16 protein-coding genes and 1 tRNA gene are annotated in these 14155 nt (G+C 61.8%); 3 read left to right on the top strand and 14 right to left on the bottom strand.

Annotation, left to right across the window (positions count from 1 at the left end; genetic code table 11):
* Nucleotides 1–6 precede the first annotated feature (6 nt).
* On the bottom strand, nt 7–450 hold the full coding sequence (gene rsfS / locus OS035_RS13585) for a ribosome silencing factor (protein ID WP_003589592.1): 444 nt from the start codon (nt 448–450) through the stop codon (nt 7–9).
* A 209-nt stretch (nt 451–659) separates the two neighbouring features.
* On the opposite strand from rsfS, the gene OS035_RS13590 reads away from it, so the two are divergent.
* On the top strand, nt 660–1019 hold the full coding sequence (locus OS035_RS13590) for a winged helix-turn-helix domain-containing protein (RefSeq protein WP_097625053.1): 360 nt from the start codon (nt 660–662) through the stop codon (nt 1017–1019).
* 8 nt (nt 1020–1027) lie between these two features.
* Here the strand turns inward: OS035_RS13590 and modC are convergent, their stop codons facing one another.
* The 7 genes from modC to obgE all read right to left on the bottom strand — a co-directional run bounded on the left by modC (nt 1028) and on the right by obgE (nt 8496).
* Nucleotides 1028–2095 (bottom strand): molybdenum ABC transporter ATP-binding protein, encoded by a 1068-nt coding sequence (modC, locus tag OS035_RS13595; protein ID WP_097625052.1) that lies wholly within the window; start codon nt 2093–2095, stop codon nt 1028–1030.
* Nucleotides 2092–2793 carry a molybdate ABC transporter permease subunit gene (gene modB / locus OS035_RS13600; protein WP_097625051.1) on the bottom strand — a complete coding sequence of 234 codons (702 nt, stop codon included), beginning with the start codon at nt 2791–2793 and terminating at the stop codon, nt 2092–2094. The genes modC and modB overlap by 4 nt, the downstream gene beginning before the upstream one ends.
* Before the next feature lie 266 nt (nt 2794–3059).
* Nucleotides 3060–3854 carry a molybdate ABC transporter substrate-binding protein gene (modA, locus tag OS035_RS13605; RefSeq protein WP_097625050.1) on the bottom strand — a complete coding sequence of 265 codons (795 nt, stop codon included), beginning with the start codon at nt 3852–3854 and terminating at the stop codon, nt 3060–3062.
* Nucleotides 3855–4332: 478 nt separating this feature from the next.
* Nucleotides 4333–4932, bottom strand: a complete 600-nt coding sequence (locus OS035_RS13610) for a nicotinate-nucleotide adenylyltransferase (RefSeq protein WP_239620443.1) — start codon at nt 4930–4932, stop codon at nt 4333–4335.
* A gap of 37 nt (nt 4933–4969) precedes the next feature.
* Nucleotides 4970–6253 carry a glutamate-5-semialdehyde dehydrogenase gene (locus OS035_RS13615; protein ID WP_097625048.1) on the bottom strand — a complete coding sequence of 428 codons (1284 nt, stop codon included), beginning with the start codon at nt 6251–6253 and terminating at the stop codon, nt 4970–4972.
* Nucleotides 6246–7415 (bottom strand): glutamate 5-kinase, encoded by a 1170-nt coding sequence (proB, locus tag OS035_RS13620; RefSeq protein WP_097625151.1) that lies wholly within the window; start codon nt 7413–7415, stop codon nt 6246–6248. Before proB ends, OS035_RS13615 begins: the two co-directional genes overlap by 8 nt.
* A complete protein-coding gene (gene obgE, locus OS035_RS13625) occupies nt 7402–8496 on the bottom strand; it encodes a GTPase ObgE (RefSeq protein ID WP_183778493.1) in 1095 nt (364 codons plus the stop codon). The genes proB and obgE overlap by 14 nt, the downstream gene beginning before the upstream one ends.
* 84 nt (nt 8497–8580) lie before the next feature.
* On the opposite strand from obgE, the gene OS035_RS13630 reads away from it, so the two are divergent.
* Complete coding sequence (locus OS035_RS13630; RefSeq protein WP_097625046.1) at nt 8581–9447, top strand: endonuclease/exonuclease/phosphatase family protein; 867 nt, start codon at nt 8581–8583, stop codon at nt 9445–9447.
* A gap of 38 nt (nt 9448–9485) precedes the next feature.
* Here OS035_RS13630 and OS035_RS13635 read toward each other — a convergent pair whose 3' ends face one another.
* From OS035_RS13635 to rplU, 4 genes are all read right to left on the bottom strand, one after another.
* Nucleotides 9486–10073: a GNAT family N-acetyltransferase gene (locus OS035_RS13635; protein WP_331813803.1), complete on the bottom strand. Its 588-nt coding sequence runs from the start codon at nt 10071–10073 to the stop codon at nt 9486–9488.
* Nucleotides 10070–10726 carry a GNAT family N-acetyltransferase gene (locus OS035_RS13640; protein WP_097625044.1) on the bottom strand — a complete coding sequence of 219 codons (657 nt, stop codon included), beginning with the start codon at nt 10724–10726 and terminating at the stop codon, nt 10070–10072. The genes OS035_RS13635 and OS035_RS13640 overlap by 4 nt, the downstream gene beginning before the upstream one ends.
* Before the next feature lie 125 nt (nt 10727–10851).
* Nucleotides 10852–11121 (bottom strand): 50S ribosomal protein L27, encoded by a 270-nt coding sequence (rpmA, locus tag OS035_RS13645; RefSeq protein WP_003567620.1) that lies wholly within the window; start codon nt 11119–11121, stop codon nt 10852–10854.
* 33 nt (nt 11122–11154) lie between these two features.
* Complete coding sequence (rplU, locus tag OS035_RS13650) at nt 11155–11472, bottom strand: 50S ribosomal protein L21 (protein ID WP_003543907.1); 318 nt, start codon at nt 11470–11472, stop codon at nt 11155–11157.
* A 305-nt stretch (nt 11473–11777) separates the two neighbouring features.
* Between rplU and OS035_RS13655 the strand changes: the two genes are divergently transcribed.
* Nucleotides 11778–11867, top strand: a tRNA-Ser gene (locus OS035_RS13655).
* A 202-nt stretch (nt 11868–12069) separates the two neighbouring features.
* On the opposite strand, the gene OS035_RS13660 is transcribed toward OS035_RS13655, so the two are convergent.
* Nucleotides 12070–12630 carry a DsbA family protein gene (locus OS035_RS13660; RefSeq protein ID WP_183778491.1) on the bottom strand — a complete coding sequence of 187 codons (561 nt, stop codon included), beginning with the start codon at nt 12628–12630 and terminating at the stop codon, nt 12070–12072.
* A 35-nt stretch (nt 12631–12665) separates the two neighbouring features.
* Entirely contained in the window at nt 12666–14102 is a 1437-nt protein-coding gene (locus OS035_RS13665; protein ID WP_097625042.1) for a DUF6880 family protein, read from the bottom strand.
* Nucleotides 14103–14155 lie beyond the last annotated feature (53 nt).

Here is a 14155-nt window from a genome sequence, read left to right on the forward strand (position 1 = left end):
TGCCTGTCAGTGCCGCGTTTCTTCATCCATATCCGGAGCCGCCCACATCTTTTCGATGTTGTAGAACTCGCGGATTTCAGGACGGAACACATGCACGATAATGTCACCGGTGTCGATCAGCACCCAATCGCCGCCTTCCTGGCCTTCGACGCGGGCCGTGCCGAGGCCGTCGTCCTTCAGGTCGGTGAGCAGGTGATCCGAGATCGCCATGACGTGCCTGTTCGATCGGCCGGAGACGACGATCATGTAGTCTCCGAGCGCCGATTTTCCGGCAATGTCGATGGTGACGATATCTTCAGCTTTGGAGTCCTCGAGGCTGGCGAGGACGGTTTCTAGGGCACGGGCGGCGGCATCGGCGCCACGTTCCGCACTCTTCGGGATAACGGCGAACGTTTTTCCCTTGGCGTGTACTGTTGTCAGTGCTTTCCCTTTCCTGGAATGACAAACCATGCACAACACGAGATCCGATCGAGACCGGATCATGGTTAAGATAGGCATCAAACCATTAATGTTTCAAGACGTGCTAAGATACAGAACGGCCGAAAATCCGATCTGGCGTCCGAATTGAAGAATATTGCCGCGCGGGCTGCTGGTGCAGGCGGTGTACAGTTTCCGTACCGCCGCGTAAAGTGCGCCAAATTTCACGATTTCACGATTCGATGACCGATCCAGCCGCAAAAACACTCGTGCCCGTCCTGCGAATCAGCTTCCCGGATGAGGATCGGCTCGGCCACGGCAAGATGGAGCTCCTGGAGCACATACGCGCGACCGGATCGATCTCGGCGGCGGGCCGGGCGATGGACATGTCCTATCGGCGCGCATGGCTGCTGGTCAGCGAGATGAACCAAATGTTCTCTGAACAGGTGGTGGAGCCGCAGCGCGGCGGTCAGAAGGGCGGCGGCGCGGCGCTGACGCCGTTCGGGGAAGAATTGCTCGAGCGTTTTCGCCGGATGGAAAAGACGATGCGCGAGAGCCTCGCCGAAGATCTCGCCTGGCTCGAAGCAAAACGCGGTCTGTAGAGAACGGATCAGGCCTCCAAAGCAACCGTCTTGATGACGGCGAAGACGGTCTTGCCGGGGCGAAGATCGAGGCGCTCGCAGGACAATGCGGTAATGCGCGAAAGAATGGCGTCGCCGCCGCAGTCGATCCGGATTTCGACGGTTCCGTCCTCGTCCGAAGATATGGCTTCGATCCTGCCTTCGAGAATGTTCAACGCGCTGAGGCCCTCGGGCCTGACGGTCGCCAGCATGACGTCGCGCGATGGAATTCGGATGCGCACCGGTCGGCCTGGCGCAAGCGCTGCGCCCGGAATATGCAGCTGCGAGGATTTCAGCGCGACGGTCGACAGGCGGTGATGGGCATCGAAGCTTTCGACGATGCCTTCGAGCAGCGCGCCCGCCTCTTTCCGGTCGGCCGCCGCAGAGGGACGGCTCAAGATGTCGACGGCCGGGCCGGTCGCTTCCACCTTGCCGTCGCTGAGGACGATTACCTGGTTTGCCAGCCGCGCCACCTCCGCGATCGAATGGCTGACATAGATGATCGGAATTTCGGTCTGATCGCGCAATCGCTCCAGATAGGGCAGGATCTCGGCCTTGCGCGCCTCGTCGAGGGCCGCCAGCGGCTCGTCCATCAGCAGCAGGCGGGGCGCAAAGAGAAGGGCGCGGCCGATGGCGACACGCTGCTTCTCGCCGCCGGAAAGTTTTGCCGGGCTGCGCTCCAGCAGCGGCTCGATGCCGAGCAGGTCGACGATGCGATCGAAGTTTTCCCCGCCTACGGTCTTCGCCGTGAACCAGCGGCCGTAGGAAAGATTGGCGCGGACGCTGAGATGCGGGAAAAGCCGCGCCTCCTGGAAGACATAACCGAAGCGGCGGCGATGTTTTGGGACGAAAGTGCCGGTTGCGGTTTCGGTCAGGGCCTCGCCGTCAAGGATAACGCGGCCTTCGTCGGGGCGGGCGAGGCCGGCGATGATGCGGATCATCGAGGTCTTGCCGGAGCCGGAGCGGCCGAATAGTGCGGTGACGCCACGCTCGGAGGTGAAGGCGGCGTCGAGCAAAAAGCCGCCGAGCCTCTGTTTTGCCGCGACGATCAGCGTCATTCGGGATCGATCCTTTGGCCGGCGAGGCGGGCGAGGAATTCGGAGGCGAGCAGCGCGGCCATGGAAATGACGATGGCGACGGCTGTCAGCCGCAGTGCGCCAGCATCGCCGCCCGGCACCTGGGTAAACGTGTAGATCGCTGCCGACAGCGTCTGGGTTTCGCCGGGAATGTTGGAGACGAAGGTGATCGTCGCGCCGAATTCACCCATCGCCTTGGCGAAGGAAAGGATCATGCCGGTGATGATGCCGGGCAGCGTCAGCGGCAGGGTGATCGTCAAAAACACCCAGGCGGGACCGGCGCCAAGGGTTCCTGCCGCCTCTTCCAGCTTACGGTCAACAGCCTCGATCGACAGGCGGATGCTGCGCACCATCAGCGGAAAGGCCATGACGGCGCAGGCGAGTGCCGCGCCCGTCCAGCGGAAGGAAAGGACAATGCCGAAATACTGGTCGAGCAGGCTGCCGACCGGACCGCGGCGACCGAACAGGATGAGAAGAAGGAAGCCGGTGACGACGGGGGGCAGGATCAACGGCAGGTGCACGATGCCGTTCAGCACCGACTTGCCCCAGAAGCGGCCGCGGGCAAGCAGCAGAGCGACGAGAATGCCGAAGGGCAGGCTCGCCAGCATGGCAACAAAAGAGACGCGCAGGCTGAGCAGGATCGCCGTCCATTCCTCGTTGCTCAGGCCGAAGATGTCCAAATGCAGCTATCTCCCCCGGAAATTCGGTATCACTCGGTGTCTGCCCGTCATCCGGCTGCCGCCACCTTCTCCCCAAACGGGGCGAAGGGGATATGCCGCGACCTCTCCGTCCCTCGCCAACCTTTCGCAGGGCACGTCCCCTCTCCCCGCGAGCGGGGAGAGGGTTAGGGTGAAGGGCAGCCATTGGCTCGAACCGGACAGGAGGCTCGCCTAAGTGAGCCTTCACGCTAAGCTGTCACTGTTGATTCCGCAATCATTTGGCCGCTTCAATCACTAAGGATGGTAAAACCCTGCGCCGTGAAGAAGGCGGCGGCTTTGTCGGATTTCAGGAAGTCGAGATAGGCTGCGGCATCCGGGTTTTTGCTCTCGGCAAGAATGGCGACCGGGTAAATGATCGGCGGATGGGAATCGGCCGGGAAGGTGCCGACGACGGCGACACCCTTATCCGCGGCGGCATCCGTTTGATAGACGATGCCGTAGGGCGCTTCGCCGCGGGAGACGAGGGCGAGGGCGGCGCGGACGCTTTCGGCGCCGGCGACCCTGCTTTCCACGGATTTCCAGACGCCGAGTTTGTCGAGGGCGGCCATGGCGTATTTGCCGGCCGGGACCGATTTCGGCTCACCCATCGCCAGTTTGCCATCACCCAGAAGCGCTGCGAGATCGAAGCCCGGCTTGATCTCGACCGGTTTTGCCTTGGCCTTCTCGGCAACGAGCACCATCCGGTTTCCAAGCAGATTCGAACGGGTATCGGCCTTGATGAGGTTCTTCTCGGCGAGGTAGTCCATCCAGGCAAGGTCGGCCGAGATGAAGACATCGGCGGGTGCCGCGTTTTCGATCTGCTTGGCCAGTGCCCCGCTTGCCGCATAGGAGGTGACGGCTTCCTTGCCGCTTTCCTTGGCCCAGGCGGCATTGGCGGCATCGAGCGCATCCTTGAGGCTCGCCGCCGCAAAGACGGTGAGCTTGTCGGCGGCTGCGGCCGGCGTCGGAAGCGCGGCTGCTCCAAGCCAGATAGCGGTGATTGCGGTGGTTGCCAGTTTCATCCATTGCCGGCGGTTCTGCATGATTTACTCCCCAGGGATCGAAATATTGCGACGAATATAACGATGCTCATGACTTGGCCAGGGATATATCCAACAAAATATAACCGTATCGGCTGGGCACCCGCCATTCACGGAATCAGGAAGCGCCGGGGTTTCGGAGAAAAACCATATGCGGGCGCGTAACTGGCACGGGGATACCAGACGAGATGCTATGGGCCCAGCCGGGCAAAGGGTGTCTGGCCTGCCGATAAAAACGGCAGCATTCCCCAGTTCGTCCTCGATAGGATTGCATCGCTCGCATTGCTGCATTGCACAAATCGATATTCACCTTCCTGCGGAATATGATAAAACATAGTCATCGAAACGGCTTTCTCCTCCTCCCATAGCCGTTCGATAGGGTCGACAACACTCCTCCTCCCAGTTGTCGATCGAGTTTATAAGCCCGACGGATCCTCCCCCGTCGGGCTTTCTCGTTTCTAGGATTTCCTTGAAAATCAGCCTATTCGGAACTGCCCGGCAGCGCGCCGTTGCGGATTGCTGTCGAACTCAGCCCGGAGCGCGGGCCGTGGATGAAGGTCCAGGCCGGCGCGGGTTTCTTCCAGAGAATACGCGCGTCGTCCTCGTCGACGCGGGCGAAATCGAAGGTCCTCGTCATTTTCGAGGAGAGATAGGAGAGCGTGGCGCCCGGCCGGTCGATCACCGCGATTGGGAAGGTGCGGACGATTTCCTGCCACTTCTGCCATTTGTGGAAGGTCTGCAGGCCGTCGGCGCCCATGATCCAGATGAAATGCACATGCGGATTGCGGGCCTTGACGCGGGCGAGCGTATTGGCGGTGTAGCTGACGCCGAGCGCCTGTTCGAAGGCGGTGACCTTAACGCGCGGATCGGCGGCGACACGCTCGCTTTCGGCAATGCGCTCGGCAAGCGGTGCCAGGTGGTTGCGGCTCTTCAGCGGATTGCCGGGGGTGACCATCCACCAGAGCTGGTCGAGGCCGAGCCGCTTGATGGCAATCTCGGCGACCAGCGCGTGGCCCTGGTGCGGCGGGTTGAACGAACCGCCGAACAGACCGACGACCATGCCGCGCTCGCTGTGCGGCATGCGGAGATAATGCCGGTCCAGACTCTCCGTCGTCACGTCAGGTCCGCGTCTGTCCGGCGCCGTGCACCCGATATTTGAACGACGTCAGCTGCTCGACGCCGACCGGGCCGCGGGCATGCATCTTGCCGGTAGCAATGCCGATCTCCGCGCCCATGCCGAACTCGCCGCCATCGGCAAATTGCGTCGAGGCATTGTGCAGCAGGATCGCCGAATCGACTTCGGTGAAGAACCGCGCCACGACATCGGGGTCCTCGGCGATCACAGCCTCGGTATGATTCGAGGAGTAGTTCTGGATATGGGCGATCGCGCCGGATATGCCGTCGACGACGGCGACCGAGATGATCGCGTCGAGATATTCGGTCGACCAGTCCTCCTCGGTCGCAGGCTTCAGGCCGGGGGCGACCTTCAGCACCGTCGGCGAAGCGCGGACCTCGCAGCCGGCCGCGGTGAGCACCTCGAGCAGCGGCGTCAGATGCGTGCCGATCGCGGCGCCATCGACAAGCAGGGTTTCAGCCGCGCCGCAGATACCGGTGCGGCGCATTTTGGCATTGACGACGATCTGCTTGGCCATCTCGATATCGGCCGAGCCATCGACATAGATATGGCAGAGGCCCTCGAGATGGGCGAAAACCGGCACGCGGGCCTCGCTCTGCACGCGGGCGACAAGGCTCTTGCCGCCGCGCGGCACGATGACGTCGATCGCTCCGTCCAAGCCGCGCAGCATGGCGCCGACGGCCGCGCGGTCGGTGACGGGCACGAGCTGAATAGCATGCTCTGGAAGTCCCGCCGCCTTCAGACCCTTGACCAGGCAGGCATGGATCGCCTGCGATGAACGGCGCGAATCCGAACCGCAGCGCAGGATCACGGCATTGCCCGCCTTGAGGCAGAGGGCGCCGGCATCGGCGGTGACGTTCGGCCGGCTTTCGAAAATGACGCCGATGACGCCGAGCGGCGTACGGACGCGCTCGATCTTCAACCCGTTCGGCCGGTCCCAGGCGGCGATGACTTCGCCGACCGGGTCGGCAAGGGCGGCAATGGCGCGGATTCCCTCGGCCATCTCGGCAACGCGTTTGTCGTTCAGCGTCAGCCGGTCGACGAAGGAGGCGAGCATCTCGCTGCCTTCGGTGTCTTTCAAATCCTTGGCATTCTCGGCAAGGATCTCCGCCTTGTTGGCCAGGATCGCATCGGCCATGGCGTTCAGCGCCCTGTTCTTGACCTCGGTGGACGCAAAGCTCAGCGGTCGCGCGGCAGCCTTTGCCTTGCGGCCGATGTCGTTCATCAGCGCGTCAATGTCAGGGCTTAGCGCAACGGTATCAAGCATGGGCCGCGTCCTTCTTCTGCCTTTCCGATTTCTGTCTGATCTGCGCGGTCATCACCATGTCGTCGCGATGGACCATGGCGGCACGGCCGGGATAACCGAGAATGGCCTCGATCTCCGCCGACTTGCGGCCGGCAATCCGGCGGGCATCCTCGGCATCGTAGCTGACAAGCCCGCGGGCGATCTCACGACCTTCAGGGCCGACGATCGCCACCGTATCGCCGCGGCTGAACAGGCCGGAAACGCCGCGCACACCGGCCGGAAGCAGGCTCTTGCCGGCGCCGAGGGCGGTGACGGCGCCGTCATCGACACGCAGTTCGCCGGCCGGCTGCAACTGTCCGGCGATCCAGGTCTTGCGGGCGGTGACCGGCGTGCCCGACGGCGCGAACCAGGAAGAACGGGCGCCGTTTTCGATCGCCGACAGTGGGCTTTCAGTCTTGCCGGAGGCGATGATCATGGCGCAGCCCGATGTCGTGGCGATCTTGCCGGCATCGATCTTGGTGCGCATGCCGCCGCGCGAAAGCTCGGAAGCCGCGCCGCCGGCCATCGCCTCGATCTCCGGGGTGATTTCGGAAATCGTCTCCAGAAACGTCGCGTTCGGGTCGAGATGCGGCGGCGCGGTGTAGAGGCCGTCGATATCGGACAAAAGGACGAGCAGATCGGCGCCGGTCATCGTCGCGACGCGGGCAGCCAGGCGGTCGTTGTCGCCATAGCGGATTTCGCTGGTGGCGACCGTATCGTTCTCGTTGATGATCGGCACGGCGCCGATTTTCAAAAGCTGATTGATGGTGGCGCGCGCATTGAGATAACGGCGGCGCTCCTCGGTATCCCCGAGCGTCAGCAGGATTTGGCCGGCGACGATCTCGCCGTGCGACAGGCTTTCCGACCAGGCGCGGGCCAGCGCGATCTGGCCGACGGCCGCCGCCGCCTGGCTTTCCTCCAGTTTCAGCGCGCCGGACGGCAGGTCGAGCACCGAGCGGCCGAGCGCGATGGCGCCGGAGGATACGACGAGCACGTCGATGCCCTTGGCCTTCAGCCCCGCAATGTCGGCGCACATGGCGTCAAGCCAGGCCTTTTTCAGCCCGGCCTTGCGATCGACCAGCAGGGCCGAGCCGATCTTGATGACGATGCGGCGGTAGCGGCCGAGCGGCTTACGGCTGGTCATCGGCCCCATCCTCGCCAAGGTCCTCAGCCTCATCGGCGACAGCAATGTCGCGATGGCGCAGCTTCGGCACCTTGGCCGGCTTTTCCTCGGCATTTTCTTCGACGATGATGTCGCGCAGCGCACGCAGCACCTCGGTCATGCCCTTGCCGGTGACGGCCGAAATCTGGAACGGCGTCTTGCCGCAGGCCTTGGCCAATTCCTTCGTCTTTTTCTTCAGTTCGGCTTCGTCGAGCACGTCGATCTGCGACAGCGCCACGATCTCGGGCTTGTCCGTCAGATCGTTGCCATAGGCTTCGAGCTCGTGCTTCACCGTCTTATAGGCCTTGCCGACCTTTTCCTCCTGGGCGGAGACGAGATGGAGCAGCACGCGGGTGCGCTCGACATGGCCGAGGAAACGGTCGCCGATGCCGACGCCCTCATGGGCGCCTTCGATCAGGCCCGGAATGTCGGCCAGGATGAATTCCCGCTCGTCGATGGTGGCGACGCCGAGATTGGGGTGCAGCGTGGTGAAGGGATAATTGGCGATCTTCGGCCGGGCGCGGGTGACTGATGCCAGGAAGGTCGACTTACCGGCATTGGGCATGCCGACGAGGCCGGCATCGGCAATCAGCTTCAGCCGCAGCCAGATGGTCTTTTCCTCGCCGGGCAGGCCGGGATTGGCCCAATCCGGCGCTTGGTTGGTCGAGGTCTTGAAATGAGCGTTGCCGAAGCCGCCATTGCCGCCATGGGCGAGGCAGTAACGCTGACCTTCGACGGTGAGATCGCAGATCAGCGTTTCCCGGTCTTCCTCGAAGATCTGGGTTCCGACGGGAACCTTGAGCGTCACGTCGCTGCCATTGGCGCCGGTGCGGTTCCTGCCCATGCCATGGGTGCCGATCGTCGCCTTGAAATGCTGCTGAAAACGGAAATCGATCAGCGTGTTGAGGCCGTTGACGGTCTCGACCCAGACATCGCCGCCACGACCGCCATCGCCGCCGTCGGGGCCGCCGAACTCGATGAATTTCTCGCGCCGGAAGGAAACGCTGCCCCCGCCGCCGTCTCCGGATCGGATATAGACCTTTGCTTCGTCGAGAAATTTCATTTTACTTCCAGTATCCGGTGGCAGTTGGACGGCCCGTCTTGGCCCATTCGATATAGGCGGTTCCGACGGAGGTCAAAGATTATCGTGAATTTTGCGAGCTATAACATACAGTACGGCTTCGGTCTTGACGGCAGATACGATCTCGCGCGCATTGCCCGGAGCCTTGAGGGCGCCGATGTCATCGCACTGCAGGAGGTGACCCGCGGCTTCTCGCGCAACGGTTTTGCCGACATGGCGGCCGACTTTGCAGCCTGCTTTCCCGACTATTTCTGGGTGTATGGGCCGGCCTGCGACATCCATGTCGAGGCGGATAGCGGTGGTCGTCAGCCGGTGCGGGGCACCCGCTTCCAGTTCGGCAATATGGTGCTGTCGCGCTGGCCGATCCTTTCGACCCGGACGCTGCTTTTGCCGCGCAGCCGCACGATCGGCAAGATCAACCTGCAGCGCGGCGCGACCGAGGCGGTGATCGCGGTACCGGGCGGGGCGATCCGCGCCTATTCCGTTCATCTCGACCATGTCTCTCCCGACGAGCGCATTCGCCAGCTGCAATTTCTGAACGCGCATATCAACGCTTTCGTCCAGGAGGGCGGGTCGCTGACGGGGGGTAGCGAATTCGATCTGCCGGAGCCGCCGCTGCCGGAGGATTACGTCGTCATGGGCGATTTCAACATGGAGCCGGAATCGCCGGAATATTGCGCACTTGCCGGCGCCGGCGGCGGATATTACGGCCGTATCTCCAGGATCGGCACGCCGGTCGACGCCTTTGCGGCGCTCAAAGCTTACCGCCCGGAGAGCTACAGCTGGATGAATCCCGACGATCACGGCGAACGCATGCATCTCGATTATTGCTTCGTCAGTTGCGGCCTCGAGGGCCGGTTGAAATCCGCCCGGATCGATACGCAATCCGTCGGCTCTGATCATTTTCCCCTATGGGTCGAGATCGGCAATTGACGGAGACGCCGCCGCGGGCGGCAGCATCTCCTTTGTGATTACGCCACCTTGCGCGGCTGCAGCATGCCCGGCTGCAGCACGGTTTCGATGTGCGAGACCATGGTGTTGCGGGCGAAACAATAGATTTCGCCGCAACCGGTCATGCGGAAACCGAGCTTCTCCTGCAGCCGCAGCGAAGCCGGGTTGTCGGCGAAGACGCCGGAATGGATCGGCGTCTCCGGCATGCGGCGCGAAAAGCGCTCGATAATCCCAGCCACCGCCTCGCTCATATAGCCGCGCCGCCAGTAATAGCGGTTCAGCCAATAGCCGAGGTGCCAGCGGCCGTGGCGCAGCTCGATCGAGACGTTGCCGATATGGACATCGTCCTTGCCGGTGATCGCCAACGGCCAGTCCGGCAAGGCGCCCGAGGTGACCGGAACCAGCCAGTCCAGTGCATCCTGCCGGTCGAACGGCGCGGGCACGCGGGACAGCATGCGCGTGACGGCGAAATCGGAAAGCGATTCCGCAATCGCTGGCGCATCGCTCATCCTGTGGGGGCGGAGCGTCAGCCGGGCGGTCGAGATGACAGGCGCGGGGCCTGGCATCATCGGCTTTGTCTCCGGCCTTTGCAGCGCGGTCGTGCTCATGCGATGTTCCCCCAGCTTCGGAGCGACATCCAGGTCTTGCGGTCGAGCCTGTACCATTCCACCGGCACGTTGCTGCCGAGCGCCAGCGAAGCGGCAAGCCCCGATCCCTGGAACTGGAAGCCGCACTTCTGGATGACGCGGCGCGAGGCGACGTTCATCACCCGGCAGCGGGCGTCGATCTGGTCGATATCCTGGCGTGTTCTGAACACCATATCGACCAGGGCATGGCAGGCCTCGGTGGTATAACCCTTGTTCCAATAGGGCTCGCCCAGCCAGTAGCCGATCTCGACGGTCCTGCCGTCGGCATGCGGCTCGACACCGCAGCAGCCGATAAAGGCGCCGTTTTCGGCTTTGGTGATTGCATAGACGCACTTGCCAATCTCGCCATTTTTCGTGCGACGCACGAAGTCGGCAGCATCATCGGCGGTATAAGGGTGCGGCATACGCGATACCATGGTGGCGACTTTGGCGTTATTGGCGAGATGGGCAAGGGCGTCGATGTCTTCTTCGTGGGGCGCGCGCATGACGAGCCTTTCCGATAACAAGACAGGGCAATCGGTCCTTAACCGCTCCGGCCTCAGCCGTTCTTGGGAAGCCACCTGGCCTTCCCGGGGCGACCGAGATTGGTCAACCCTTAACAATTCGCCTTGCATGTTTAGTCCTCCTGTTTGGACAAAGAAAAAGGGGAGATGGCGCCCCATCTCCCCTGTTTTCTGGACTGAACCTGGTACGGCCAGCCGGGTCGATGAGACGCCGGCTGTTTTAGAGCGCTACCGGCTTATTCCGCTGCTTCCGCTTTCGGCATGACAGACACGTAGACGCGACCGTTGGCCTTGGTTCGGTAGTTCACATTGCCGGCGGTAAGCGCAAAAATCGTGTGATCCTTGCCGAGGCCGACGTTGGAACCCGGATGCCACTGCGTCCCGCGCTGACGCACGAGGATGTTGCCTGCGATGACGGCTTCGCCGCCGAACTTCTTCACGCCAAGGCGCTTGGATTCGGAATCGCGACCGTTGCGCGAGGAACCGCCAGCTTTTTTGTGTGCCATTGGAGTTCTCCTTTAAACCTTGTCCCGTTGATCTTACTTGGCAGCCACGATGTCCGTGATACGGACGACCGTGTGATGCTGACGATGGCCGCGCGAACGCTTCGAATTCTGACGGCGGCGCTTCTTGAAGGCAATGACCTTCTTGCCGCGGTTCTGTTCGACGACTTCTGCCTTGACAGAGGCGCCGGTGACGAAGGGCGCACCGATCGCAGCGTCGGCGCCTTCGCCGATCACGAGCACTTCGGTGAATTCAATGGAGTCGCCAGCGGTGGCTTCCAGCTTTTCGATGGTCAGCACGTCGTTGGCTGCCACACGGTACTGTTTACCGCCGGTCTTGATGACTGCGAACATTTTTTATCCTTTCATGTTCGTTCCAGCTCTCCCCGCTGATCAGCAGGGTGGCCGTCTTTTTATCAGTCGAAGTTAAGCAGGGATTTCAGAGGGCTGGCCTCGAGCTCTTCCTGCCGGTGAAACGCCCCACGCGAGCGCGGGACTGGCAAGGCACGGATTACTCCGAACCTATTGCGCAGCCGAGATACGCGAGTGACAAAAAAGTGTCAAGGCAAAAGGATGGAATGCTTCGACTTTTCGGCTTGCCAACCCGTCACAGGCTCGTTATGAGAACGCCCGCGCCGAACAAGCGCCGACCTGACCGCGGAGAGGTGGCAGAGTGGTCGAATGCACCGCACTCGAAATGCGGCATACCTGCAAGGGTATCGTGGGTTCAAATCCCACCCTCTCCGCCATGAATTTCCCGGGATTATTAACGTTTTGAGATTACCGGGAGATTGCCGTGACCGGCGCTCAGAATCGCATGCATTCCAAGGCCGCACGAGAGCCGCTCCCGAATCAAACATCGCGCTTTGCTTGCGCTGATTCTGCCCGATATGCATTGAGCGAAACAGGCAGGAGACAAATATACGGGGTGGCTCTTGGTGCGGTATCTCGTCAGGTACCCAGCACCTTCTTCACCCAGGTGCCAACCTCATCACCGCTGCTCATATCTGCCTGCACCAGCCCATCGATCATGAAGGTCGGCGAGACGTGGATGCCGTTTTGCCGGGCATATTTGCAGTGCCACTTGATCTCCCGGTCGAGATCCGGGATTGCGAAGGCTTCTTTCAGCTTGACGCCGCTGTAGCGTTCCAGGCGCTCGATGATCTGGTTCGGCGTCACATCCATATTCGGGCCGCCGGCATGGCGCTCGAATTCGAATTCCTCCCGGTGAGCCGCGATGGCGGCCATCACCTTCTTTGCTGTCTGCTTGCCACCTTCCAACGTTGAGGCTCCGATGATGCAGCGGACGAGGACACCCGAATACATATGCCAGGGCTGCGACTGCAGGCGGATCTTCACGGTGATCCTGTCTTCGCCCGCCTGGCTCAGCAGTTCTTCGAACTTATTGAACGCTCTGACCGAGTAAGGGCAAGTCGGCTCCAGAAAGGCTTCGAAGATGCGGGATCCAGTGCCCCAAGTCAGCGGATCGGCGTGCCAGGAAGTGGTCGTCATGGAATTCCTCTCTGAGGTAAAGTATCCGGAGCAACTTAGGTCACCAGGCTCCAGAAGCCATGCTTCTTGCCGTGCCGACGTTTGAGTTCCGCGACATAGAGGTCATGGGATCTGGTGTTGCCGAAATCATCGATATGAGGCGCAAAGGATGCACAGTCCGCCAGATGCCTCGCCGCATGCTTATAGCGGCCGGACCGGCCGCTATCGAGCGCGAAATCGATAATGGAGCGCAAGACAATGGTTGCCGCGAGCGGATGTTTCTCCGCCAGAGCTTCGGCCGCCAGCGTCATCAGCTCATAGAGATTGCCATCCAGTTCCGCCTTTCTGCTCACTACAAGTTTTGCCGCCTCGGCAGGCGTCGGCCAATTGAGAAAAAACGCAAGTGCCTGGTGGACGTCAGGAAAAGCCCGGGCATGGACAAATGCCTTCTCCTCGGCCTCAAGATCGTCGAAATCAGGCAGCCGCCTGAGGAAAGCCTTGAGGTGCTCGCTATGCAGCGACTGCTCGAAACATGTCCATCTATAGGTCTGTGCCTCCGCTGCACGCCCCAGGGCCTCGAGCGTCTCAACGCGCGCGCGCTGCCATTCGAATGGCATGTCGGCCCAGCCTCTCCTGTCGGCCTCATCCAACGTCTCAAGCGCTTCCTTCGCCCGACCGGCCGAGAGCAGACGATTGGCGATGTCGGCAGCTATCATCGGCGCCTTGCGCGCGTCCTCGGGGTGTTGGCCAATGTAGGCATCAACATCGCCCTGGGCGTCGGCAATTTCCTGCAAGGCTATGCGCACCGTTAGATCTCGCTGCGTGCCGCCGATCTCATCTTCGTAAAGGGGGCCCGCGCTGCCCCAGCCGATGATCTCGCGCTCGTCTTCCGCCGGCTTGTCTTTCGGCTCCTTGGACCATTGGACGAAGAGGGTCTTCAAGCAATCGAGACCATCCTTGCCGAGAGCTGGCGCCATCGCCGCAATCAGGTTGTCGTACTGGCCGTAACCATCGTCTTGCACGGCTTTGAACACCTTCTCGGCCAGGACATTGGAGTCAATCTTGGCGGACGCGGCGATTGCGGCAGCATCCTCGCAAGCCTGATGAAAACTTTGGATGACAGAACCGCTGCTCTCGTTGGATCTCTCAAAGATCGAATTCGCCAGGGCGAGGAACTGCCATATCAGTTCGAAGGCCTCCTGGGGATCATCTGCGGCAACCGTCTCTGTGATCGTCTTGCGCTGCGTTTCCAGGTCGGTCTTCAGCGCCTTCACTTTGCGCCAGTTGATGAGGGTGCGAGCGCGGGCGATGCTGGCAAGCCGCTTTCGTACCTCACGCGCGACCTCGGCGCTGCCGTAATTGCCGGCAAGCTCCATTCGAAGCCGTCGCTTGTGGGCAGCACTGCCCATGCTGATCTCGACCAGCAGCTCGGCAAGGCGATGCGCACCAAGGGATTCAAGATTCTTCGCATTGAGTGTTGTCTTGGCTGCCATCGGTCATCGCTATCGTTTCTGCGATGACCCTACCCTGCAGGCGGTGCGAGGCC

The organism is Rhizobium sp. 268, assembly GCF_036571585.1.
GTDB lineage: Bacteria > Pseudomonadota > Alphaproteobacteria > Rhizobiales > Rhizobiaceae > Rhizobium > Rhizobium redzepovicii.

What these genes read in the sequence shown, in the direction of transcription:
- OS035_RS13640 (WP_097625044.1), bottom strand. Translation starts at nt 10,726, where the DNA reads ATGCAAGGCGAATTGTTAAGGGTTGACCAATCTCGGTCGCCCCGGGAA.
- OS035_RS13590 (WP_097625053.1), top strand. Translation starts at nt 660, where the DNA reads ATGACCGATCCAGCCGCAAAAACACTCGTGCCCGTCCTGCGAATCAGC.
- modC (WP_097625052.1), bottom strand. Translation starts at nt 2,095, where the DNA reads ATGACGCTGATCGTCGCGGCAAAACAGAGGCTCGGCGGCTTTTTGCTC.
- OS035_RS13665 (WP_097625042.1), bottom strand. Translation starts at nt 14,102, where the DNA reads ATGGCAGCCAAGACAACACTCAATGCGAAGAATCTTGAATCCCTTGGT.
- rpmA (WP_003567620.1), bottom strand. Translation starts at nt 11,121, where the DNA reads ATGGCACACAAAAAAGCTGGCGGTTCCTCGCGCAACGGTCGCGATTCC.
- proB (WP_097625151.1), bottom strand. Translation starts at nt 7,415, where the DNA reads ATGACCAGCCGTAAGCCGCTCGGCCGCTACCGCCGCATCGTCATCAAG.
- OS035_RS13610 (WP_239620443.1), bottom strand. Translation starts at nt 4,932, where the DNA reads ATGCCGCACAGCGAGCGCGGCATGGTCGTCGGTCTGTTCGGCGGTTCG.
- rsfS (WP_003589592.1), bottom strand. Translation starts at nt 450, where the DNA reads ATGGTTTGTCATTCCAGGAAAGGGAAAGCACTGACAACAGTACACGCC.
- OS035_RS13615 (WP_097625048.1), bottom strand. Translation starts at nt 6,253, where the DNA reads ATGCTTGATACCGTTGCGCTAAGCCCTGACATTGACGCGCTGATGAAC.
- OS035_RS13660 (WP_183778491.1), bottom strand. Translation starts at nt 12,630, where the DNA reads ATGACGACCACTTCCTGGCACGCCGATCCGCTGACTTGGGGCACTGGA.
- obgE (WP_183778493.1), bottom strand. Translation starts at nt 8,496, where the DNA reads ATGAAATTTCTCGACGAAGCAAAGGTCTATATCCGATCCGGAGACGGC.
- OS035_RS13635 (WP_331813803.1), bottom strand. Translation starts at nt 10,073, where the DNA reads ATGAGCACGACCGCGCTGCAAAGGCCGGAGACAAAGCCGATGATGCCA.
- modA (WP_097625050.1), bottom strand. Translation starts at nt 3,854, where the DNA reads ATGCAGAACCGCCGGCAATGGATGAAACTGGCAACCACCGCAATCACC.
- rplU (WP_003543907.1), bottom strand. Translation starts at nt 11,472, where the DNA reads ATGTTCGCAGTCATCAAGACCGGCGGTAAACAGTACCGTGTGGCAGCC.